Origin of the sequence: Akkermansia sp. N21116 (assembly GCF_029854705.2) — a bacterium.
Classification (GTDB): domain Bacteria; phylum Verrucomicrobiota; class Verrucomicrobiia; order Verrucomicrobiales; family Akkermansiaceae; genus Akkermansia.
Window position 1 is genome coordinate 1216024 of record NZ_CP139035.1, and the last position, 22827, is coordinate 1238850.

Consider the following 22827-nt stretch of genomic DNA (forward strand, 5'->3'; position numbering starts at 1 on the left):
ATACTGAAAAAATGTCCTGGAACAAATCCGGAATCGACGAATTGAGAGAAGGGCTGGGGGAAATGGATTATTTTTTGGCAGGGCGCTCCAAGGAGATGTTCCACTTCTTTTGCATGATATTCCGATGTTGGTCCAGCTTGCCTTGGAAACGTTCCCACGAACGAACGTCGGCTGGTGACCATCCGGCTTCGCTTAGTGCCAATGCACGGGGGTAAGCCATGTAAAACGCCTTGTTGATATCGGGGATGCACTCTCCCCACATGGTAGCTTCTACGCCGACGATATGTGCGGCGTCTTCCTCCGTAAGCCCGCGTCCCGGATCCAGCTTGTAGGTTTGTTCCAGGGTTGTGGTAGGCATCCATCCTCCGGCTGGTTCTTTTTTGGGCCAGTCTCCGGGGAGTTGGGGATAGTCGAGATAGCAGTGTTCTCCAGGAGAAAAGATGAGCTTTAAGCCTTCCTTTCGCGTCCGGGCAACCGTGTCGGGCGTCAATCCCAATCTCCAAGTGTAAACCGTCGATCCTTTCGGATAAGAGGCGATAGGTTGCTCGTACCAGAAAAGAGGTTCCTTGCCGGCTTTGTTCACGATATTCGTCAGCTGGGAAAAAAACTGGATCATTTCCTGACGGGCTGCTGTTTTCATCGCGTTGTTATCTCCGTCTTTTGGCTCAGCAATCCCGGCAGCCTTGCGCCATGCAGCGCATTTCGGACACTTCATCCAGTTGTCCTCCGGAGCTTCGTCACCACCCAGATGAATGTAGCGGGATGGGAAAATATCCTTGAGTTCCTTGATGACGGCTGTGTAGAATCTCCAAATATCGGGATTGCCGGGACAAACCAGTTCCTTCGTTACTCCATTCGAGGTAAACACCTTCAAATTCGGATTCGGAAAACAGATGAATTCCGGGTATGCGGCGGCAAGGGCTACATTGTGCCCCGGAGCATCTACTTCGGGGATGATCTCCACATTCTTTGCTGCGGCGTACCTGACCAAATCCTTGAGTTCCTGCTTTGTGTACATGCCCCCATGCGGCTTGCCGTCGCCATTGGTCTCCTCGCGGTGCGAGGCAATAGTTTTCAACCTGGGATACCCGGGTACGGGCAATCTCCAGCCTTGGTCGTCCGTAAGGTGCAGATGCAGCCTATTGAACTTGTAATAGGCCATGACATCAATGAACTTTCTGATGTCGGATACGGGGATGAAATGGCGGGCGGGATCCAGCATTAGGCCGCGCCAGGGATAGCGGGGACTGTCCTTGATCGTACCGCAGGGGATTCCTTTGTCTCCGAATTGGGAGATCAACTGATCCAGCGTACTGTGTCCATACAGTCTTCCGGCGGGAGTGCTTGATTTGACAAAGGCTTCCCGGGGAGTGATGATGAGTTCGTATGCTTCGGGATCAAGGCTTTTATCGATAACGTTCTTGATTGGGAACGGTTTTTTGAGGAGGCCGTCGTCTGTGATGATTTCCCTGGGCTCCGGAATAATATATGCGGGACGTTCCGTAAAATCGGGAGCAGCCGATGCTGTAATTCCCTGCCCGAAAGCGAGAGAGAACAAGGCGGTAAGGGCAGGGAAGAAGGGACTCATCAGAAGAGCAGAAGTACAGGATTTTCCATGAGAGTCTTGAATTCCGAAGCAATACCTGCGGCTTCACTCTGGTCGAGCAGAGTTGAATTGATGTATAACGTTACCGGGAGAAGTAACTTGTTGACTGGCTTGCCCGCTTCAAATCCGGTCTTGGGCCGTGTTCCTCCCAATGCAATGAAAGCTTCCGGATGGGATGCCAGTTTTTCCCGCAAATTCGGCACGGGCAGGCCGGCATCGGCCAGGATGATGGACGGAGTTGTCGATGAAGCAGGAGAAGGTTCCCCGGCTTCCGCTCCGATGCGGGCACGGGCGATGTGGTAAATGGTCTTGTTTGCTGCCTCGGATACGGGGATCTCGCGGTTTCCCTTGTCCATAACCATGACCAGATCAATTGCTCCATCCGGGCGGCTTTGACGTGACAGGCAAGCTCGCACGGATGCACGGGCAACGTAGTCGAACAGGGAATAGCGGCATCCCATCAGTTTTTCACACTGGACGGCGATGGGCATACTGATGGCAGCCAGCTGTGACATGTCCGCCGGGAAGGAATAGGCATAATAACCGTCCATACGGACGACGACAGAGGAAACGCGCATTTTGACGGAGGCCTTTTTCATGATAGGCATGGTGTCCTTTTTGCTGGCCTCTGCCGCATCGTGAAGGTCGCAAGACATGATTTTGCCGTGGGGACCGGATCCTATTATTCCGGAACAGTCGAGATTGAGTTTACGGACTATGGCTGTCGCCAGCGGGCTCATCCTGGGAGTAATGGAGGGGGGAGATACCAAGTCATCCTCTTCAAGCATGGCCAGTTGCTGACCGTCAGTGACCTTGCTCCCTTCTTCGACACTCAGCTGGGTCAGGACGCCACTGTCGGATACGAGAAGTTCCATATCGGCGTATTCTGTCTGCAAGTCGGCGATGTGGTCTCCGGCTGCGACACTGTCTCCGACACGTTTCAGCCACCGCGATACGGTAGCTTCCATAATCGTGTCGGATAAACGAGGCATTTCAATTTTGATCGACATAACGTGAATCCTTACGGTTTTATACTGCCACAAACCTCCTCCGATATTCAACGCTTCTTCTCCGAAAAGTTTATTTCGTTCTCGGAACTTTTGCCTGATATTTCCTCAAATTCAGAAAAAATCCCGGAACAAGAGAGTCCTCCTGCTCCGGGATCAAGACGATTTCCGGCGATTCCGGTCATCGTGTGTTTTTTAGGCACTGAATTTTTCTTCGCCATCGATGAAGACTTTGGCTGTGCTGAAATCGTCGTTCAGCAACACCATGTCTGCGTGGAATCCGGGAGCAATTTTGCCGAGACCTTCCAGGCCGAGGGATTGGGCCTGGTTCCAAGAGGTCGCTTTGACCAGTTCGCTTAGGGGCAGTCCTGTCAATTCATGCACATTACGCAGGCCGTAGGCGTATTTCAACGTACTGCCGGCGAGATTGCCGGATTCCTGAAGGCGGGCGACTCCGTCCTTGACGATGATAGGAAGACCTCCGAGATCTCCGGGGCCGTCGGGCATCCATGAACAGGCGAGGGAATCGGTAATCATGAGCATTTGATCCGGCTTCTTGTTGGAGAACACGGTCGACAACATATCCCCGCAGAGATGGATTTTGTCACAAATGATTTCGATTTTGATTTCTTCATCCAGAAAACCGGAGCCGACCAGGCCGATTTCCCGGTGGTGCATCGGCGACATTTGGTTGCAGAAGTGAGTCAAGTGTACCAGTCCCGCAGATTTGGCAGCTTTAAAATCAGCATGGGTTGCCGCGCTGTGACCCGCGGAACAGCGAATGCCCTTGGCCGTGGCCTTGGCGATGAACTCAACGCCGCCGGGCATTTCAGGAGCTAGAGAGATAAGAAGCACGGGGGCGATGGAATTCAGATGTTCCACTTCTTCGATGCTTGCCTGGCGCACATAAGCCGGATTTTGAGCGCCACAGCACTTCGGGTTGATGAACGGACCTTCGAGATGAACTCCGGGCGTTTTGGCGAACTCCTGCGTTTTCCGGTATTCCGCTACTGTTTTGCATACATCTTCCAACACCTTCGGCGGCAATGTCAGCGTTGTCGGCAGCCAACTGGTGACGCCTTCTTTCATCTTGCACTCGGCAATGACTTTCAGACCGTCCAGGTCGGCGTCGCACGTATCGTGACCGCCTGCGCCGTGGCTGTGGATATCAATGAAGCCGGGAAGAAGCATTTTGCCTTCGGCATCAATGACCTTGTCGGCTACGGGAAGTTCCGTTCCGGGTTGCAGAATACGGACGATTCGACCGTTTTCCGTTTCAACCGAGGCACCGGCAATGTCGATACCCGGAGAAATGATGCGGGCGTTTTTGATCAATGTTTTCATAATATGTTTGTTGTACGGTTGAGTATGTTACGTTTTGTTGAAAATTCTTATGGTTTCTGTTGTACCGGTGAGTCAAGGGCTTTGTTCCAAGCGCGAACCCGTTCGGCTTCTTTTTTCAGAACAGGTTCCGGAGAATCGACAATGGTGACGGACTTGATTTTATCGCCTTTCCGGATGGCATTGACGACATCCTGTCCGGCCAATACCCGGCCGAAGACCGTATGTTTGCCGTCCAGATGAGGCGTGGCGCGGTGAGTGATGAAAAATTGAGAACCGTTGCTGTTCGGTTGTCCGGTATTGGCCATCGATAGAATGCCGGACCCATTGTGAGTCAGTCCTTCTACAATTTCGTTCTCGAATGAATAGTTGGGTGTGCCGTATCCTGTTCCCGACGGATCCCCCGTCTGGATCATAAAGTTGGGAATCACACGGTGGAACGTTACTCCATTATAGTATCCGCGTTTCGCAAGATTAAGGAAATTGGCGGCGGTGACCGGCGTCTTCGAGGCATACACCACGAGGTGGATCTGACCCTGCGTCGTATTGAGGATAACCCGGACGTCCTTGAGTTCCTGGGTATCTGTACCGTTTCCTTCTGTTGAGGCAAACGACAGACAGATCATCAAGGCGGCTAGAGCCGTCATTATGGCGATGAACTTTTTCATAGTCATACTCTGTTAGCATGGAATTCCCCGGGGAGCCAGAGTAAATCTTCACATGAAGACAGATCGGTGCGGGCTTATGACGCGATGGTCGAACAAGAGGGGAATTGCTGGATTTTTATTCGGAGAGGATTTGCCCGTCAGTGATGGTAATAATGCGGTCTCCCCGTTGGGCGATGTGGTGGTCGTGGGTGACGATGACCAGGGTTTTGCCGTCTTCGGAAGCAAGATTGAAGAGGAGGTTTAGGACTTCGTCGCCATTACGGGAATCGAGATTACCCGTTGGTTCATCCGCAAAGATGATGGATGGATTGTTGGCGAGGGCGCGGGCGATAGCCACACGTTGTTGTTCTCCGCCGCTGAGTTCTCCGGGCAGGTGATCAAGCCGGTCTCCGAGGCCGACGCGTTCCATCAGGGATTCGACATAGGCGGCATTTTGTTTTCCGCTGATGGAGGACGAGAGACAGGCGTTCTCCATGGCGGTCAGCTCCGGCATCAGCAGATAGTTTTGGAAGATGAACCCCATGTGCTTGTTGCGGAACCTTGAACGGGCCGTAGTGGGAAGCGCGTAGATATCCTGTCCGGCAATGACAACCTGTCCGGCCTGGGGTGTTTCCAGTCCGGCCAGGGTGTACATGAGGGTTGTTTTTCCTGCGCCGCTTGGACCGCAGAGGAAGACTTTTTCCCCTTGGGAGATGTCGATGTCCAGTCCATGGAGGACTTCAATCGTCTTTTTGCCGATTGTATAGCTACGGTGAAGGTTCCTGGCGGTGATCACGTCGGGAGAATAGCGGGGAGAAGATGAGAATTAAAGCTCAATGTTGTCAATGAGGCGGACATCTCCGAAGAAAACGGCCAATGCCATGAGGGCGGGAGAGCTATGGTCGTTATTGTCGAGGGATTGCATGGTTTCTGCGTGGACGATTTCGATGTAGTCCACTTGAGTGTTGGGAACGGATGCAATTGTTTCCAAGGCATTGCGGCGGATGGTATCGAGGGATTCCCCTGCGGAGTATTCGTTACGGGCCTGGAGGAGGAGCTTGCGGAGAACCGGTGCTGCCTTTTTCTGATCGGGCGTTAGGCGGGCATTGCGGGAAGAGAATGCTAGTCCGTTGTCGGCACGGACGATTTCCACACCGTGGATAGTAACCGGAATATCGAGGTCGCGTACCATGCGGCGGATGATAGCCAGTTGCTGGAAGTCCTTTTTACCGAAGATGGCATCCGTTGGTTGGACAATATTGAAGAGTTTGGCGACGACGGTACAGACCCCGGTGAAGTGGCCGGGGCGGGAAGCTCCGCAGAGTTTAGTGGAGAGACTGTTTTCTTCAATGGCGATACTGCGGTCCGGGGAGTACATGATTTCCGGAGTTGGCGTGAAAACGTAATCGACTCCGGCATTTTGGCAAATGGCGAGATCACTGTCGAGAGTACGGGGATAGGTAGCCAGGTCGTTCGTATTGTCGAACTGGATTGGGTTGACGAAAATGCTGGCGACGACGATGCCTGTTTCTTCCGCCATTTTTCTGGCTTCCACGAGGAGATTCTTGTGCCCTTCATGGAGGGCGCCCATCGTAGGAACGAGAACGATTCTTTTTCCCTGTCGAACAGAGTTGAGCTGTTCACGCAATTCTTCCTTACTCGAATAGCTTTGCATGGGCTCAGGTTGCTTCCGTGATGACAAAAGTTCAATCACGAAATACGCCTGACTTGTATTGACGAATGTCCATGTACGTGTAAAATGCCCGACACGTCAAGATATACGAAAGATTATGAAATTTTTTAATACTACTCTGATTGCCGCCGCTGCCTTGGGAATGGTAAGTGCCGCCCACGCTGAATTGAAAGTTGCCACTGTTGATGTTCAGCAGGTCTTCAAAGATTACTATAAGACGCATGAAGCTCAGAAGGAAGTGAACAATGTCCGTAAGGAAATCGAAGCCGAAAACGCCACCCGCATGGAAAAGGTGAAGGCTATTGAAAAGGAACTGCAGGACATCAAAAAGCGAGGAGAAGATCCTTCCCTGAGTGATAAGGCCAAACAGAGTTTGGGCGAGCAATTTCAGTTGAAGCAGAACGAAGGTATTGCTCTGGAGAAAGCCCGTCGTGAATTCGTGGAACGCAAGAGTCGTTCCCTCAACGAAACCGTACAACTCAAAATGTCGGCTATTATTGAAGAAATCAACAAGGTTGCTACCGACAAGGCAACGTCCGGCAAGTTCGATCTTGTGCTCGACAAGAGTGCTGTGAGCGCAGCTCAGACGAAGGTTTTCCTTTACACCAATCCTTCCATGGACATTACCGCCGAGGTGAAAAAGGAACTCAACGCTTCTGCTCCTGCCGGCTTTGATCCGGAAAAGGACTCTGTGGACATTCAGGTGCCCGCTGCTGCCGCTCCAGCTCCGGCTCCCGCCAAGTAAAAAGTATTTGTTTAGCCCCCGGCTACGTGAATCATGAAACTTGATCTTGACTCATTGGTGACATTAACGGGGGGAACTGTCCTTTCAGGCGATCCCGGTGTTCTGATTACCGGGGTCGCTTCTTTGAAGGAAGCCTGCCGTGAGGAGGCTTCCTTCCTTGGAAACGAGAAATACTTTCACGATTTTCTGGAGACGAAGGCCGGACTTGTACTCGTGCCGCCGTCCCTGCCGAAGTATCCGGAAGGGGTTGTCCTCGTCGAAGTGGAAAACCCCTCCCTGGCTTTCAACTCGCTTGTTAATTACTTTCAGGCGAGTTCCTACCGTTTTACCCCGGGTATTCATCCGACGGCCGTGGTGGATTCCTCCGCTCAGTTGGATCCCGATATGGTGAGAATCGGTCCTCATGTCACCATTGGTGCGCATGTCGTGATTGGCAAAGGCTCTGATATCGGTCCGGGATGTGTGATTGGAGATGGTGCTGTTTTAGGTGAAAATTGCCGATTGCATTCCAATGTGACTATTCGTGAACGCTGCCGTCTTGGTAACCGTGTTGTGATTCAGCCCGGAGCTGTGATCGGCTCGGACGGATTCGGTTTCCTGATGGGAGAGGATGGCCGTTACGTAGGCATTGACCAAGTTGGTATTGTGGAACTTGGAGACGATGTGGATGTCGGTGCCAATACGACAATAGATCGTGCCAGGTTTGGTCGTACGGTAATCGGGGAAGGAACCAAGATCGACAATCTTGTCCAGATCGGACATAATGTCCAGATTGGCAAACATTGCGTGATCGTGTCCCAATCCGGCATAGCAGGCAGCACGGTCTTCGGTGACTATTGTACGGTCGCCGCACAGGTAGGTATTACCGGACATTTGAAGATTGGCAACAAAGTTACGCTGGCTGCCAGGTCTGGTGTCATGAACGACCTTGAGGACAACAGTATTTATTGGGGAACTCCTGCCGTTCCCTTCAAGGATGCCAGCCGCCAGTATGCTGCTATCCGTAAATTGCCGGGGATGCTCAAGGAACTGAAGGCCTTGAAGAAAACATTCTTGAGCGAGGATTGATTCTCCTCTTCCCCAAGATGGAAATCCTTTTTATTCCGCATGAGACGGACTTCAGGAAACTATGGACACAGCTCATTTGTCATCTCTCCTGACGGGGTATTCATCGCCTTTCCCCGAAGAAAGTATTGCACGGTTGCGTATGCTCTCTCTTTTGGAAAAAGGGAAGGATGCCTGGAATCGTGTTCATTACGAACCGGGGCATTTTACGGCTAGTGCGTATGTGTTGAATCCGGTTGACTGGCGTGTGGCAATGGTGTTTCACAGGCATTTGAAGCGTTGGTTGCAACCGGGGGGGCATGCGGAGGATTCCGATGCAACGATTGAGGCTTCCGCCCGCCGGGAATTGCTGGAGGAGACTGGTTTGGATCCCCGCGGGAAGTGGGAACTGCTGGATTTGGATATTCACGTGATCCCTGCAAGACCCGGACAGCCGGCTCATGAGCATTTCGACTTGCGCTTCCTGTGCCTTCCTTCACAGGAAATCCTTCCTGAACTCTGTGCGGCGGATGATGCCGAGGCCGCTTGTTGGCAGCCGATGGAATTGTTGCGGAAAAGCGACGAAGTCGGAATGCGGCGCATTTACGTCAAATTGGCTGAGTTCATCGGATCTATCCATTAATGAGAGAAGAGTCATTTGAACTCCGGCCTATCTGCGATAGGGATGACTCATTTGCCTGACCAACATTGGACGGTCTTCATCGGAAATTATCGGAGGACTCTGAAAAGCCTTTAAGATAAATCAGCGAGGGCGCGACCAGGAAGGGCTGCCTTCGTTTCTGTTCCCGGAGGAAGATAGGGTATGTTTTTATTTGGCAATTCTGAGAATGCGTTTGTCAACCATGGAGGGAAGCCAGATGACAGCGTCTTTGATGATGAAGTCGGCTGGTCCGTTGGCTGGAACCGACGTGGCGTTTTGTAGGGTGCCTGGGTCAGTCATTGAAACTTTTTTGACGGCGCCGGGTTTGTTGTTGGCTTCCCAGTCGCTGAAGTAAAGGACACCGTCTTCTTTGGCAAGACCGTCATATTGTCCTGGTTGAGAGACGATAGTAGAGACATCACCTGTTTGCAGATTGACGGCTTTGATTTGTCCCTGGGGTTTTCCGTCGGCAGTAGCATATTCGGCGACATAGAGGATATCCCTGTCGCAGACGAGGCCATTGGGGCTGGAGAGGGGGCGTTTGGTCCTGAATTCGATATATTTGCCGGAGGCCGGGTCAACGGTAAAGAGTTTGTTGATATCGGTGGCCGAGGCATAGAGGATGCCGTTTTCTTCTGCCAAATCATTGAGAAAGACCATTTTTTCCCGGGATAAGTCAATGTTTTTAACCTGTTTGCCGGTTTTGATGTCGATGCCGACGATACGATCAATGTCAGTGACGTAGAGAATGTCTCCTTCAATGACAGCTCCCTTGGGGGCATCCAGTTTCACGTCGGGGAAAGCATTGGGAGAGATGATTTGGCCGGACTTATCGATCGTTGCAATGAATCCGTCGCCATCCTTGACCGTGGGAGTCATTTCCTTGCCGATGCATGCCGTATAGAAAATGCCATCTTTTTCAGCGACGCTTTCCGGGTGCCCTGGCAGTTCTGTTTGGCTTAAAATGCTTCCGGATCCCTGAGGGAGGGCAGGTGTCTCGGAGTATGAGGCTACCGGCACCATAAGCCCTAGGATCAGGCTCCATTTGGCTATAAAGGTCGGAGAATCTATCTTCATCGGTCTCAATGTTGCCTTACCTACATAAGGCCTTGGTAAAAATCCGTCAAGAAGTAAAAGAACCTATCTGGGCAGACTGCCTTGATGGGAACTTGTCCGTCCAGCTTTCGTAAGGTGACGACTTTTTACTTTAAATGAGAGGGTGAAAGGCGGAGGAACCTGCTGAGTTGACGGCGATGGCGTCGATTTCCACCAGCCATCCGGGACGGCAGACAGGGGCTTTGACTATGATGTGTGGGATTTGTCCGAGGGGAGACTTGTCCAGGATTTTACTGACGATTCCGGCGTCCGCCCAGTCGCGAAGGTAGACGGTTGCCTGTTTGAGATCTTCCAGTCTTCCTTGGTGGTTTGTCATGAGGGCTTGAATGTTTTCCAGTGTCCGGATGGTTTGGAGATTCACATCGCCGGGATGAACGATTTCGCCGGCGGCATCGATACTGGCAGTGCCCGAGATGAAGTAGCGGGAGCGGTCTCCGTAGATTATTCTGGTGCCGCGTTCGAAGGCGACATTGTACAAATGGGTAGGGGAAAGGTGATCCAACGCTTCCATGTATTCGACTTGCGTGGGAACATGACCGATTTGTCCCCAGCTGTCCATGTGAATGAGACGGGCCGGATGTTCGCTTTGACCTTCGATGCCGGTGCTGGCGATAAAATGGGTGTCTTTGGTCAACCCGTAGCGGGAGAATGTTTCGTTACGTCCGTTGACGAGTCCGGCGTAGTTGTTGTCCACATCGCGGCAGTAGATCCACGTACGGTGGATGAGGTCGGATACGGGGGTATGGAAGCGGGCGGCTACGGAGTCGAGCCAGGCGAATTCTTCATGGGTTTGGTCATGGCTTCCCTGGGAACGGAGAGAGGTTTTGCCTGTGAGCAACATAGTATAGTGCTGCCATTTGACCATGAGAAGCGAGCCTTGTTCATCCCGATAGATTTGTTTGTCGGAAGATCCATCGATATGCCATGCTTCCAAGGCTATTTTGGCTCCGTTGGCGGGCGCTTGTCCGATGCAAGTGACGTAGGACCGACGATTGCCGAGGAGTTGCTTGAGGAGGCTTGTTTGCCGGGTGGCATCGCTCAAGTGGAAGCGGAGAAGGAGCTCGTTCTTATCGCCGCCGCAACGTTCATCGTATTCGGCAAGCAACCGTGCAGCTTCTTCTTCGAAACTCTCGCCGGGAGTGGCTGTCATGCAATAGAATCGTTCGTCCGTCGAAGCCGTACTTGTCCATGCTGAGGCAGAAGGCGCTGTGGATAGCGTACTCATGTTAGGAGAGGAAAGATGGCGGATAGATGATTCAGAGAGAACGAACATAATCGACGAGATCGTTAATTTGTTGTTCCGTCAGGTTGCTTGTCGTGCCGCGTATGTCTCCCTTGTTGTACTTGGTAATGACTTCCTTGATGGATGTGGTGCGACCGTCGTGCATGTAGGGGGCGGTGCGCCAGACTTCGACCAGGGAGGGGACGAGTACTTTTTTACCTTCGTCCAATCCTTTGGTGGTACCTGTTGCAACAAGTTGCTTGGTGGTGAAATACGGGTGGGGGTGGCACTGGATACATCCGGCGGATTTGAAGACGTCTTTGCCGCGCCTGGCGGAATCGGACAGAGAGCCTCTTTCAACGCCCGGCGCATGGCATTGGGCGCAGTTCTCCTTTTTAGTCTGTGCTTTGGAGGGCTTGTCTGCCAGCAGAAGAGGACTGGGTTGTTCCTTCATGTTGAGGAGGTATTCGTTGACACATTCCACATGGTCTTTGTCCGGGTTGATGAACTGGATGTGGATGAATCCGGAATTGACGGCTACTTCGGCGGATGCCCGGACCCCCAGGGACATGACGGGGCTTGTCCTGTGGGAAATGAACATACTACGCGTATTCTTCGGGTTGCCCATGCCATCGTTGAGCAAGTCCCAGTCGAGGCCGTCTACACGGGCGTCCGGGTGGCATGATGCACAGCTCTGCCATTCCTGAAAGCAAAGAGTGGCATCGTTGAAGTATTGTTCGCCGAGGCGTTCCCGGGATGTGTCTCCGGCATCGGGGAGTTTGACTTCGCGGGGTTCGGCGTATTCCTTCAAAGGCAGAGTGACGACATTGTCGGAGAAGTAACCGGCGGAGTAGAGATTGGTACCGTCCGTTGCCACGGATCTGGGGCCGTTGAGGGGGAGGCGGTGGCGGGTACGGATGCCGTTGAGGAAGCCGAGGCTTTCCGATGTTTTTTCTCCTTCTTTCAAACCGGCGATTTTTGAAACCAGGCCGGGGAAGTCGATGATACTGGCTTCATGGGTACCGGCGTGTGTGGTGATGAGTTTTTTCCCATCCGGGGTGAATTGAACTCCCCATGGATTGGCGGCTCCCTGGTTGGTGTCGTCCAGCAGGATGGCGTGGTGGTGTTCCGGCCGGGAGGTATCGAAAATGGTGACGGCATTGGTATTCATCCATCCGCGGTCCAGCTGGGTGGTGGGTACTTGGTAACGGCTGAGAATATGGGTGATGGCCAGGTATTTTCCATCGGGGCTCATTGCCATGCCGCGGACGCCCTGAGAACCGTTATCGAGGGGGAAATGGGTAACTTTATTACCTTCAAACCGGGTGAGCTCCGCTGCGGTGAAATCTCCGTCTGCCGGGCCTGCGGGAAGGTGGTTGGCGGCCCAGAGGGTTTTCCCGTCCGGTGAGATGGCAAGAGCTACTGGTTCGCGGGGGACGGTCAGGGTTTTGACGACTTCTTTTTTGTCGAGGTCGATAACGGAAATCGTACTGCTGAAGCGGTTGGGAACATACAAGGTTTTTTCGTGCTTGACCGGGGACATGGGGGTGTGACCGACGGCTATGTCCCCCAGAATTTTACCTTCTTTCAAATCAATGATGGCAACTTTGCCGGCCGGTCCTCCCATGGAGATATAGGCCGTGTCTCCATCCAGGCAGAATCCGTTGGGGGGAGCGGAGAGGGTAATCCCTTGCCGGATGGTGTTGGTGGAGGGATCAAGGAAGACCAGATTTTTAGAATCCCTGTTGGCGATGGCAATACCGCCCTTGTAGGGTTGCAGGGCGACAGGGGTGGCGGAACCGGCTCCGAAAGCTTGACTGATCAGAATGCCGGCGAGAAGAAGTGAAGACAGTTTCATGGTATGCTCCTATCGTACGGGTTGCTGGGTGAGAATGTTTTTATCCAATACTTGGACAGAGGAAATACGGGCGGCGATGGAAGGAGTACTTTTCCAGATAATTTTTTTGTCCGGGGTTACTTCCAGGACTGCCGGCCCTTTGGCTCCTCCGTGTCCCCCCCAGTTGGTGATGACAGTGTTGCCGTTGGGGAGACGTTGGAGTCCGGTGGCGAGGCCGATGGTTACGTCCGGAAGATCGTTTTTCCCGATTTCCCAGACGATATCGTTGGCAGGGTTGACTTCGATAATGCGGTGGGCGCTTCCTCCTGCAATGAGAGTGTTGCCGTTGGGGAGTCTGACGGCGGTAAATCCCCCTTCCGGGAATGTACGGATGACTTTGCCGGTGGCATCTACCTCCATGACTTTACCGTCCTGGATCTGCCTGGTGATGAGGTAGGTTCCAGTGGGCGTTTTACGGATCTGACGGAAGGTAGAATGTTTTCCGCCAAGATTTTTTAATTCGACGGATTTGACGATGTCGCCTGTCTTGCGGTCGATTTCCCGGATGAAGGAAATGCCGTCATGGCTTTCCCCGACCAGGATTTTTCCTCCGGGCAGGGGCTGGCAGGTGTGGATTTCTCCCTTTTTGCCATTGAGAAGGGGCGGTGACCATTCCCAGATAATTTTACCTCCTTTGCCTGAAGCAAAATCGGGTTGAATTTCCCGGATGAATCCCGCCTTGCTGGAATGGAGGATGTTGCCATTTTCCAGCATGACGGAGTCGGATACTTCATCCGGAATGGGCCAGTTCCATTTTTCGCGGCATTGATCGTCGACGATAGCGATTTTTCCGAATCCGCATCCGGACAGCAGGAATTGCCTGGCCGTTTCTTCCGCCCGGCAACTCCATGAGGAGAAACCGGCCAGTAGAAGAAGGATGCTGATGGTGCTACGTTTCACGGACTGGAACGGGTAGAATATTCCTTAGTCTTCGATGATAATGCGGAACCCGACGTTGTATACGGGACGCCAGCCGGGATAACCCCAGCGCCAGGATGATGTAGCGCGGCGCGGGCGTTCGTACCAGGAGCCGCCGCGGACGGCCCGGGGGGCGTGGATATCCTTGGTATCGTTGCGGCCATCTGCTTCGTTCCACGGGTACGGGCGGTATTCGGAGCGTGTCCATTCGGCGACGTTACCGATCATGTCGTAAAGTTTGAAGGCATTCGGCTTGTACGAGGCGACGGGAGCCAGGTGGAGGTTGCCGTCGTTGTATTTTTCATCTCGAGGTACAAAGTCCCAGAATCGGTTTGGATTGCGAATGGGTTTCGGGTCTACGCCCTGGACGGCGAGTTGTTTAAGCGAGATGTCGCCCAGGTTGGCGTAGGAGGAGAAGTCCGCATCTTTGGAACCGAAATAGAATGGCGTTTGGGTTCCTCCGCGGGCGGCGTATTCCCACTGGGCTTCCGTCGGCAGGGTTACTTTTTTCCCGGTTTTCTGGGAGAGCCATTTGCAGAACTCCATGGCTTTTTCCCATGAGACGCGGATGACGGGGAACTTCTGGTTGGTGTCCATGTTGTATCCTGGGCGCACCTGGTCCTTGTAGTGCATATCGTACCATCCGTTTTCATAAGACGGGTCGAATTGGCGGTATTGCTCCAGGGTGATTTCCGTTTCCGCCATCCAGAATGGCTTGGAGATGGTGACCGGACCAGCGGGTTTTTCCGACGGAGTTTCGGTATCGCATCCCATGGTGAAGCTACCGGCCGGGATGCGGCGCAGTTTAATGGAGACGGAGTCCCCGAGGCTGATTGAAGTGGATTCCGGTTCGGCGATGGCTTGTGCCGGTGCTGCTTCGGCGGCAGGTGTAGCCTGGGGCATGTCCGGGATGATCGCAGGAGGATTGACTTCACGCTTATACATGCTGTCTACCATGGTAACATAGTCTCGGACGGCCCCGGAGTAGAGCTTGTGAAGATCGTACCGGCGCTGCAGTAATTGTTCGTTGCGCTTGCCGGGCCAATCGCCACGGTAAGGGGTATTCATGTCCATCCAGGTGATCAGATGATCCCAGTCAGACTTGGTGAGGTTGACGCCGTGATGACCTTTCTTGAGTATCTGGTAGAGTTCCGACGTGTCGGCGAAGAATTCCGTGGCTTTCAGGCCGAGGTAATTGCCTTCCGGTCCGTTGCGTCGCACGTATGGGTGCAGTGACCAGTAGGAAACATTGCCCGGGGCCGGAGCTCCCTTGACGGGATCCAGCGTAGCAAAGTCGGGGATGCTGAGCTTATCGTGGGATTCCTTGTTGTGGCAGGAAATGCAGTTGCGATCCAGGATAGGCTGTATTTCGTTAAGGAAGGTAAACGTGCGCGTCGGCCCATACCATGGCGTGAGCGCTGCAGGTGCTTGTCGGGATGCCATAACCATACCGCGCGGCGGAGCTTCGTTCTGCGTTTCATGGCATCCGATGCAACTGAGGGTTTCTCCGGGCATGGCCGAGAACCAGCTGCGCATCAATGCCAAGGCCCGCCCTTGTCCGTCCAGCACCTGCAATGTGACCGGCTGGTTGGCCGGAACGGTGAATAGGGCGGAACCGTCCGGGTTGACCGGGGCCGTACCGTACAGAACTTTGACGTCCCAGTTGCTTTCCATGCCCATGGCATAGTGGCTGCCGGTATTGCGCGGGCTGTATTCCGATGTGAAGACGCGGATGGTTTTACCTTCTCCTTTGGGAACTCCCTCCATGGCCCTCCCGCGATGAACGTCCGTGATATACACGTTGGCGGTTGTTTTAGTGGGATCTACACGGTCATGGATGATGGGAGGTTTTCTACGGGGCTTCAGAGGCGTCGGATCGGCATAGATGAAGTAGTCCGTAGCGGTCAAGGGGATGATGTTGTCATAAATATCACACCAGACGACATTCGTGACGGGATCTCCGTGCCCATTGGCGGCGACTGCGAGGTAGGAGGTACGGCTCAAGGGGTAGGGTTCGGCGAAGTAAGGGGTCTTGATATCGTTGACGAGCTGGTCTTTGATGACGTCTTTCACTTTTTTCCCGAAGCCGGGGATCTTCTGGATAGCCCCTTCGACTTCCGTGCGTCCCTGATTGACGTCGAAGACGACCATTTCACCCAGTTTTTTCACGCCGTGGTGTCCGCTGACGATACCGACGAACATGCCGGGATTGTCCGGGAGGGGGCGGGCATTGAACAAGCTGTTGGGCCAATAGGAGTTGGAACCGTAGTATTCCTTCTGGTCGCTGCCGTCCGGATTCATGTGCATCAGGACCCGGCTGAAGTAGTGAGCGCTTTCCGTATATTCCCATCGGAGGAACATGACTCGTCCGTCTGCCAGTACGCTGGGATACCAGTTGTTGTCCTGGTCGAAGGTGAGGCGTCGCGTCGAGTTGTTTTTTCTGTCCAGAAGGTGAAGGTTGCCGACATAGTCGCTGCCGGAGACACAGGGAACACCCTGCATGCCGGAAGTGTTGACGAAAAGGACACGTCCGTCCGGCAGGTAACAGGAGTTGTAACTGTCCGTATCATCCGGCATATGAGAGGTCAGGGATGTCGCTTCCCTGGACTTCAAATCCAGTTCGTAGACATCCCAGGGGCGTTTGTTGTCCTGCTTGTCGAAACGGTTTCCCGTGAACATGAGTTTGGAACCTGTGAAATCCAGTTCAAGATGCCCCATCCAGCGATCGTCCTTACGCAAGGTTGCCGCAGGACTGGGTGAGCCGGTTCCTTGGAAACCGACGATTTCGCTCATGTAGGTTTTGCCCGAATGAGGCATGCTGGTATCTCCCTGCCAGTTGGCGGGCCGGTCATCATTCCTGTTGCTGCGGCCTCCGTGCGGATTGTAGCGGCGGACGGTAAGCCAGTTTTTGATGAATTGGCTGTCGGGATTGGCTTCGATCAAGGCCTTACGGCGTAAGTCAACCAGCTGTTGCAGGGTTTTGGAATCGGCAAAACGGGCTTTTTTGACCCATTCGTCGATGTTGCCAAGCTTTTCCTGAAGGGCTTTCAACTCTGCCAGAAATTGTGGACCGTTCTTGTATGTGTCCGGGAAACGTTCCGAAAGCTGGTTGATAGCGCGTTCGATTGCGACCGTATCATAATTGGACGCGAGTTTTTGCAGCCGGCGGAGTTGGATTGCCTGCGAAATGGCTTCCTCGTGCTTCATCAGGTCGTCCCAAGAGGCGACGACACCGATTTCCTGTTCGGGCAATTGAAGGATTTGTGCAAGTTTCTTGCCGGCGGCTTGTCCATCGGGCCAGCATTTCCAGACGGGTTCCAGCATGACCATGGCATTGCCACAATCGTCGGAAACTGACGGATTTTGCGAGGCGTTGATGAATTGGGCCGTTTTTTTCCAGAGTTCCTGTACCCACGGGGATTTATTGTCTTGGGCTTCCTTGGGGGGCTGGATGGACGAGAGATCCGCGATCCACGGTTGGAGGTTTCCGGCATGAGCAATGCCTGTGATCGCAAGTATGGAACAACACCAAATGCTGAATGGGGGAAAATGATTGGAAAGATTCATGATCACAATGTTTTTCGTACAATATACGTTTGGCATGTTACATTTCATACACGGAAAAGGAATTTTTTTGTAGGAGAACAAAAAAAAGCCGCAGATTTCTGCGGCTTGGTAGAGATACCTCTCGTGAAGGCGGAGGAATATTTATCGAATTTTTTGAGATCAGACCTTGGGAATAGGACGCCCCAGAGCCTGGGCTACGCCGGTTCCGTACTCAGGATCGCAGAGCATGCAATGAGCAATATGGCGATCTTTGATGAAGTCCGGTACTCCGTCCATGGCACGAGCCGTATTGCCGAACAGAGCTTCTTTTTGTTCGGGAGTCATGAGTCGGAACAGATCGCGTGGTTGGGCATAATAATCGGCGTTGTCGTTCTGGTATTCCCAATGGTCGGCAGCTCCCTGAAGTTCAAGCGGCGGTTCGCGGAACTCCGGTTGATCCTGCCACTGTCCGAAGCTGTTGGGTTCATAGGCGATGGTGCTGCCTGCGTTGTCGTCCACGCGCATTTGTCCGTCGCGGTGGTAACTGTGGTACGGGCATTTCGGAGCATTGACGGGGATGAGGTGGTGATTGACTCCCAGCCGGTACCTCTGGGCATCGCCATAAGAGAAGAGACGACCTTGAAGCATCTTGTCTGGGGAGAATCCGATACCTGGCACGATATTGGCCGGATTGAATGCCGCTTGCTCAATCTGGGCGAAGTAGTTGTCCGGGTTACGGTTGAGTTCCAGTTCGCCGACTTCGATCAACGGATAGTCCTTGTGCGGCCACACTTTTGTCAGGTCAAACGGGTTGAAGGGGAAGTTGTTCGCTTCTTCCTCCGTCATGACCTGAATGTACAGAGTCCACTTCGGAAAATCTCCCCGTTCGATACTTTCATAGAGGTCGCGCTGGTTACTTTCGCGATCTTTGGCGATGATAGCTTCCGCTTCGGCATCTGTTAGATTCTTGATGCCTTGCTGGGTTTTCAGATGGAATTTGACCCATACTCGCTTGTTGTCCGCATTAACCATGCTGAACGTATGACTTCCGAAGCCGTGCATGTGGCGGTATGAAGCGGGAATCCCACGATCGCTCATGACGATAGTCACCTGGTGGAAGGCTTCTGGGAGGGATGTCCAGAAGTCCCAGTTGTTTTTTGCGCTCCGCATATTTGTGCGAGGGTCCCGCTTGACGGCATGGTTGAGATCCGGGAATTTGAGAGGATCTCGCAGAAAGAAGACAGGCGTGTTGTTGCCGACGAGATCCCAATTGCCTTGTTCCGTGTAAAATTTGATGGCAAATCCGCGGATATCACGTTCGGCATCGGCTGCTCCGCGTTCTCCGGCGACGGTTGAGAAACGGATGAGCAAATCCGTTTTCTTGCCGATTTCCGAAAACAGGGCGGCACGCGTGTATTTCGTAATGTCATGGGTTACAGTAAAGGTGCCAAATGCTCCGGAACCTTTGGCGTGCATGCGGCGTTCCGGAATGACCTCGCGGTCAAAATGTCCAAGTTTTTCAAGGAACCAGATATCCTGAAGCAGCATTGGACCGCGAGGCCCGGCTGTGAGCGAGTTTTCATTGTCGGTTACGGGAACTCCGGCAGCCGTCGTCAATTTTTTTTCTTCATCCATGGATGATAGTATGGCTGTTTCTCGAGATTAATCAATAATTATTCTAATTAAAAATTGGAATATCCTTGGTGAAGCCGATTTTCCCGCGAATTCAAGGAAACTACACTGTACACAGGTTATTTCGACTGCTCCGATGGTTAGACAGGGGAAAAACTGTCTTTGTTCACGATTCTTTCTTGTCGTTGGAGAGAAGATAGAGGCGTTTCTCTTCATGCAATCTGAAAGCGGACATTCCACTCATAATCCATTTTTTCTGGGAGGAATAGATGCCATAAATCAGGCCCAAGGTGAACAAAATAGAGGTAATCAGGAGGAGATCGCTGATATACATGTTCATATAATAATTTTTAATGATATGGATGGAAGGATCAGCCATGCTGTTGATTTTCAATGCAAACTGGAAATCTCTTATACTGGCTGTTTGACTGGCGATCTCGGCACCCCACCAGGCCAGGATGAACAATGACCCTGTTTTCATCCTGGATATTTCGGAATTTTTACTGAGATTCCAGATGCGCTTGACGCACATGTAGGGTTTCCACAAGTTAATGAAAGGAATGAAGAAGTAGTAAACACTCTGAGCTCTCGTGAAGTCGACTTTTCCGGAGGCATGGCGGATAGCGTTGGAGGCACTTCTCCAAATCCAGATGAAGAAAACGAGACGGTAAACAAGGAGGATTCCGGTTTGTATCAATCCTGAAATCTCGGGTTCATCCAAGTGCTGCAGAATGTCAATAGATTGCATCAAGGTATCTTCTGCAATTTCCTGGGTTGATTGACCATTGATGAAGTTATTTTGCTGCTGGACGATATCAAGAGCGTCTATGACTTTGCTTTCGCTTATGATGTCCGGGGTGTAAAGGGCGATCACAATGGCTGATAAAATCACGAGAAGGAGTGATAGCGTTCCGATTGGTTTGTGGGAGTTGTCATTCGAGTGAATGGTCGGGGAGTCAGGAGAAGAGACGGACATGATGAAGAAAGGATAGGGTACTATGAGACAATGCATTGGATGCCGTATCAATAAAAAAATGTGGTTTTTAGGCAATTGTCGGCTCGGAAAACAAAAAACCGCCTCTCTCGATAAGAGAGGCGGTTGTGAGAGGATTGCTGATGGATTAGTTGCCCGATTTGCCGAGCTTGTATCCGGCGAAGGTATCCGTATTGTAAAGCGGCTGGTTTTCATCGACTTTGTAGCCGATGTTTTTACGGATTTCGATGAGGCCTTTCATGCCTTCTTCCCCGATTTGCTTGAGGGGTTCTTTATGACCTGCTGCCAAAAGAATGATGCGGCAGTAGGCATCCGCATTTTCCATAAACCAGTGGGCTTCTTCGGCATGGCGGGCGCCTGTGATCACGCCGTGATTTTCCATGAAGACAACATCGGATTTTCTAGCTGCCTTGGCAACTGCCGCCGCCGTCGCTGGCGAACCGGGTGTACCGTAGGGAGCCAAGGCAATGTGACCGAGGAAAATGTCTGCTTCGGAATTGATGCCGGACGGGGGAACGATCCCGGCGATCAGGAAGGCATTGCAATGTGGCGGATGGGCGTGGATACAGGAATTACAGCCGATTTCCTTCATCATGGCGAGGTGGGTTTTTACTTCGCTGGTAGCAGGGCGAATACCTGCTTTTTGCCTTCCTTCCATGTCAACCAGGCAAATGTCTTCCGGCTTCATGAAGCCTTTGGAGCACAATGTCGGAGTGCAGAGAACGAGGTTGTGGGCGACGCGTACGGAAATATTGCCTCCGTTGCCGTCGACGTATTCCCGAGCCCACATGCGGCGTCCGATGTCGCACATGCGTTCTTTGATGACTTCGATTTCCGGGCTGTGGAAGAAAGCTTCTACTTCTTCCCTAGTGACAGGATTGTATTGTTCCCAAGGGAAAACCTTATTGGGAAGAGGGGGGGATATGGACCAATCTTCAGACATAATCTTGGTGGAATAAGTGAAAATAGATATTTTGACCGAATGGCGCGATAGCTTTTTTCAGAAGCGATGGCGGATGGCGGGTCATTCACATGACAAGGCCTTTAACAATGCGGGATTGCCGGGGCTGATCTTGTAAACAGGACAGAGTCTAGACCATGCCGAGGAAAATTCAATAGCCAATTCAAAAGCCTGGAATTTCATGACATTAAAGAGGGGAAGCGGATTGATGCCGCTTCCCCTCTTTAATTGTTTTTTGTTTTTTATTGATCGCTGTTGCTGAGATCGTTGTATATCTCCATGGCCTCGTCGACGCTAAGGTTTTGGTGGAGAAGGGCACTGACGGCCTGGATCATGGCTACCGGGCATTCGCTTTGGAAGACATTGCGTCCCATGTCGACGCCGGCGGCACCGTCATTGATGGCCTTGTAGCAAAGTTCGAGGGCTTCCCGTTCCGGGAGTTTCTTGCCTCCGGCAATGACGATAGGAACTGGAGTAGCGGCCACGACATTGGCGAAGCCGTCACAATAGTAGGTTTTGACGATGTTGGCTCCGTTTTCGGCACAAATGCGGGACGCAAGACCGAAGTAGCGGGAGTCACGGGCCATGTCCTTGCCGACAGCCGTCACCCCCATGACGGGAATGCCATATTTACTGCCGAGATCAGCCATGCGGTACAGGTTTGATATGGTTTTGGCTTCTGTGGAAGGATCTCCCATGGAGACCATGACCGCCATGGCGGAGACATCCATGCGGATGGCATCTTCAATATCGATGATGACATTGTCGTTAAGTTGAGTCAGGATGCTGGACCCCGCATCGGATCGGAGGCAGATAGGTTTGTCAAGGCTCGGAGGGACGCTGGATTGGAGGATTCCCCGTGAACACATGAGGCAGTCGGCATACTGCATCAGAGGGGCTATATTGAGGTCGATCCGTTCTACTCCGGAAGTAGGCCCCATGATGAATCCGTGGTCAAATGCCAGCATGACGGCTCTGCCGGATTGCGGGTTGAAGATGCGGCTCATTCTGTGCTTCATCCCCCAGGAGAGATTTTCCGCGCCTTTGACATAAAAGGGGGCTTGCTTTGCAGTAGGGATGCCGATTCCGAAGCGGCTCCCTTCTCTAAGGTCGTCTAAGTCAGCCATAATGTTTGGTGTAAGTAGGATTTGGTGGTGTGTGAAAATTATTGAAGCGCCTGTGCGAAGGCATTGAACATGCAGGACCAGGAAGAAGCTCCGGAGTCCATGAACCCGATGGATTTTTCCCCATAGTTTCTGGCTCGTCCAAAGTTGGCCTTCATGTTGATTGTGGCTTTTGCCCCCTGAATGGCTGCCGCCGCGCCCTCTTGCATGATTTCGGCAATGTTGCCGGAAGTTGAGGCTGCGATAGCATTGACGGCAGGCTGGAGGGCATCCATCATCGTTTTGTCTCCGACAGTTGCCTTGGTCTGTTTTTTGACGCCGTCAAGAGCGCCCATAAATGCCTGTTTGACTTGATCCGCCGTCATGGATTCTCCTGAAGAATGATCGGCAAGCCCTAGGAAGAACCCACCGAGGAGAGTACTGGTGGAACCGCTCGTTTGCAGCATGATGTTGAAACTAATGTCATTGAACATTTGCTTGAATTCCTGAGCCGGGCCTGCGGCTTCCACCACGGATGTCATGGCTTGTACGATGGCTGTTCCATGGTCGCCGTCTCCTGTGACGGCATCGAGTTCGGAGAATTCCTGTTCCCGCGCCCTGACTGCCTCAAGAGCAGCCTGGAGTATTTTTTTGAAGTCTTGAATCGTAAGCGTATCCATAAGAAAAACCGCCT

19 protein-coding genes are annotated in these 22827 nt (G+C 52.5%); 3 read left to right on the forward strand and 16 right to left on the reverse strand.

From position 1 onward, the window contains the following. Positions 1-67 precede the first annotated feature (67 nt). The 6 genes from QET93_RS04600 to panC all read right to left on the reverse strand — a co-directional run bounded on the left by QET93_RS04600 (position 68) and on the right by panC (position 6276). The gene (locus tag QET93_RS04600; RefSeq protein WP_280132732.1) at positions 68-1588 is read right to left on the reverse strand and encodes a beta-N-acetylhexosaminidase; all 1521 of its coding nucleotides are present in this window, start codon (positions 1586-1588) and stop codon (positions 68-70) included. After that, positions 1588-2616, reverse strand: coding sequence for a biotin/lipoyl-containing protein (locus QET93_RS04605; RefSeq protein ID WP_280127065.1), 1029 nt, complete (start codon positions 2614-2616; stop codon positions 1588-1590). The genes QET93_RS04600 and QET93_RS04605 overlap by 1 nt, the downstream gene beginning before the upstream one ends. Before the next feature lie 192 nt (positions 2617-2808). After that, entirely contained in the window at positions 2809-3957 is a 1149-nt protein-coding gene (gene nagA / locus QET93_RS04610) for an N-acetylglucosamine-6-phosphate deacetylase (protein ID WP_280127066.1), read from the reverse strand. Positions 3958-4004: 47 nt separating this feature from the next. Beyond that, positions 4005-4622 (reverse strand): peptidylprolyl isomerase, encoded by a 618-nt coding sequence (locus QET93_RS04615; protein WP_280132733.1) that lies wholly within the window; start codon positions 4620-4622, stop codon positions 4005-4007. 115 nt (positions 4623-4737) lie between these two features. Continuing rightward, the gene (locus tag QET93_RS04620) at positions 4738-5397 is read right to left on the reverse strand and encodes an ABC transporter ATP-binding protein (RefSeq protein ID WP_280127068.1); all 660 of its coding nucleotides are present in this window, start codon (positions 5395-5397) and stop codon (positions 4738-4740) included. Positions 5398-5427: 30 nt separating this feature from the next. Continuing rightward, entirely contained in the window at positions 5428-6276 is an 849-nt protein-coding gene (panC, locus tag QET93_RS04625) for a pantoate--beta-alanine ligase (protein ID WP_280132734.1), read from the reverse strand. Between the two features lie 115 nt (positions 6277-6391). On the opposite strand from panC, the gene QET93_RS04630 reads away from it, so the two are divergent. The 3 genes from QET93_RS04630 (at position 6392) to QET93_RS04640 (ending at position 8726) form a co-directional block, all read left to right on the forward strand. Next, positions 6392-7039, forward strand: a complete 648-nt coding sequence (locus QET93_RS04630; RefSeq protein ID WP_280127070.1) for an OmpH family outer membrane protein — start codon at positions 6392-6394, stop codon at positions 7037-7039. Positions 7040-7072: 33 nt separating this feature from the next. Beyond that, positions 7073-8107, forward strand: coding sequence for a UDP-3-O-(3-hydroxymyristoyl)glucosamine N-acyltransferase (lpxD, locus tag QET93_RS04635; RefSeq protein ID WP_280127071.1), 1035 nt, complete (start codon positions 7073-7075; stop codon positions 8105-8107). Between the two features lie 61 nt (positions 8108-8168). Then, positions 8169-8726 carry an NUDIX domain-containing protein gene (locus tag QET93_RS04640; RefSeq protein ID WP_280132735.1) on the forward strand — a complete coding sequence of 186 codons (558 nt, stop codon included), beginning with the start codon at positions 8169-8171 and terminating at the stop codon, positions 8724-8726. Positions 8727-8912: 186 nt separating this feature from the next. On the opposite strand, the gene QET93_RS04645 is transcribed toward QET93_RS04640, so the two are convergent. The 10 genes from QET93_RS04645 to QET93_RS04690 all read right to left on the reverse strand — a co-directional run bounded on the left by QET93_RS04645 (position 8913) and on the right by QET93_RS04690 (position 22813). Beyond that, entirely contained in the window at positions 8913-9821 is a 909-nt protein-coding gene (locus QET93_RS04645; protein WP_280127073.1) for a hypothetical protein, read from the reverse strand. A gap of 130 nt (positions 9822-9951) precedes the next feature. After that, positions 9952-11085: a Rid family hydrolase gene (locus QET93_RS04650; RefSeq protein WP_280127074.1), complete on the reverse strand. Its 1134-nt coding sequence runs from the start codon at positions 11083-11085 to the stop codon at positions 9952-9954. A gap of 31 nt (positions 11086-11116) precedes the next feature. Next, positions 11117-12940 carry a c-type cytochrome gene (locus QET93_RS04655; protein ID WP_280132736.1) on the reverse strand — a complete coding sequence of 608 codons (1824 nt, stop codon included), beginning with the start codon at positions 12938-12940 and terminating at the stop codon, positions 11117-11119. 9 nt (positions 12941-12949) lie between these two features. Beyond that, positions 12950-13879: a hypothetical protein gene (locus QET93_RS04660; protein WP_280127076.1), complete on the reverse strand. Its 930-nt coding sequence runs from the start codon at positions 13877-13879 to the stop codon at positions 12950-12952. A 24-nt stretch (positions 13880-13903) separates the two neighbouring features. After that, the gene (locus QET93_RS04665; protein ID WP_280127077.1) at positions 13904-17464 is read right to left on the reverse strand and encodes an SUMF1/EgtB/PvdO family nonheme iron enzyme; all 3561 of its coding nucleotides are present in this window, start codon (positions 17462-17464) and stop codon (positions 13904-13906) included. A gap of 159 nt (positions 17465-17623) precedes the next feature. After that, complete coding sequence (locus QET93_RS04670; RefSeq protein ID WP_280132737.1) at positions 17624-19078, reverse strand: catalase; 1455 nt, start codon at positions 19076-19078, stop codon at positions 17624-17626. A 163-nt stretch (positions 19079-19241) separates the two neighbouring features. Continuing rightward, positions 19242-20051, reverse strand: coding sequence for a DUF4328 domain-containing protein (locus tag QET93_RS04675; protein WP_280132738.1), 810 nt, complete (start codon positions 20049-20051; stop codon positions 19242-19244). A gap of 145 nt (positions 20052-20196) precedes the next feature. Next, on the reverse strand, positions 20197-21012 hold the full coding sequence (locus QET93_RS04680) for a class II aldolase/adducin family protein (protein ID WP_280127080.1): 816 nt from the start codon (positions 21010-21012) through the stop codon (positions 20197-20199). 260 nt (positions 21013-21272) lie between these two features. Further along, on the reverse strand, positions 21273-22157 hold the full coding sequence (gene lsrF / locus QET93_RS04685; RefSeq protein ID WP_280132739.1) for a 3-hydroxy-5-phosphonooxypentane-2,4-dione thiolase: 885 nt from the start codon (positions 22155-22157) through the stop codon (positions 21273-21275). Between the two features lie 38 nt (positions 22158-22195). Further along, positions 22196-22813, reverse strand: a complete 618-nt coding sequence (locus QET93_RS04690; protein WP_280132740.1) for a DAK2 domain-containing protein — start codon at positions 22811-22813, stop codon at positions 22196-22198. Positions 22814-22827: the final 14 nt, after the last annotated feature.

Excerpts from the sequence above, each read along its gene's own strand:
- QET93_RS04600 (WP_280132732.1), bottom strand. The coding sequence starts at position 1,588 with ATGAGTCCCTTCTTCCCTGCCCTTACCGCCTTGTTCTCTCTCGCTTTC.
- QET93_RS04605 (WP_280127065.1), bottom strand. The coding sequence starts at position 2,616 with ATGTCGATCAAAATTGAAATGCCTCGTTTATCCGACACGATTATGGAA.
- nagA (WP_280127066.1), bottom strand. The coding sequence starts at position 3,957 with ATGAAAACATTGATCAAAAACGCCCGCATCATTTCTCCGGGTATCGAC.
- QET93_RS04615 (WP_280132733.1), bottom strand. The coding sequence starts at position 4,622 with ATGAAAAAGTTCATCGCCATAATGACGGCTCTAGCCGCCTTGATGATC.
- panC (WP_280132734.1), bottom strand. The coding sequence starts at position 6,276 with ATGCAAAGCTATTCGAGTAAGGAAGAATTGCGTGAACAGCTCAACTCT.
- QET93_RS04630 (WP_280127070.1), top strand. The coding sequence starts at position 6,392 with ATGAAATTTTTTAATACTACTCTGATTGCCGCCGCTGCCTTGGGAATG.
- lpxD (WP_280127071.1), top strand. The coding sequence starts at position 7,073 with ATGAAACTTGATCTTGACTCATTGGTGACATTAACGGGGGGAACTGTC.
- QET93_RS04640 (WP_280132735.1), top strand. The coding sequence starts at position 8,169 with ATGGACACAGCTCATTTGTCATCTCTCCTGACGGGGTATTCATCGCCT.
- QET93_RS04645 (WP_280127073.1), bottom strand. The coding sequence starts at position 9,821 with ATGAAGATAGATTCTCCGACCTTTATAGCCAAATGGAGCCTGATCCTA.
- QET93_RS04650 (WP_280127074.1), bottom strand. The coding sequence starts at position 11,085 with ATGAGTACGCTATCCACAGCGCCTTCTGCCTCAGCATGGACAAGTACG.
- QET93_RS04655 (WP_280132736.1), bottom strand. The coding sequence starts at position 12,940 with ATGAAACTGTCTTCACTTCTTCTCGCCGGCATTCTGATCAGTCAAGCT.
- QET93_RS04665 (WP_280127077.1), bottom strand. The coding sequence starts at position 17,464 with ATGAATCTTTCCAATCATTTTCCCCCATTCAGCATTTGGTGTTGTTCC.
- QET93_RS04670 (WP_280132737.1), bottom strand. The coding sequence starts at position 19,078 with ATGGATGAAGAAAAAAAATTGACGACGGCTGCCGGAGTTCCCGTAACC.
- QET93_RS04675 (WP_280132738.1), bottom strand. The coding sequence starts at position 20,051 with ATGTCCGTCTCTTCTCCTGACTCCCCGACCATTCACTCGAATGACAAC.
- QET93_RS04680 (WP_280127080.1), bottom strand. The coding sequence starts at position 21,012 with ATGTCTGAAGATTGGTCCATATCCCCCCCTCTTCCCAATAAGGTTTTC.
- lsrF (WP_280132739.1), bottom strand. The coding sequence starts at position 22,157 with ATGGCTGACTTAGACGACCTTAGAGAAGGGAGCCGCTTCGGAATCGGC.
- QET93_RS04690 (WP_280132740.1), bottom strand. The coding sequence starts at position 22,813 with ATGGATACGCTTACGATTCAAGACTTCAAAAAAATACTCCAGGCTGCT.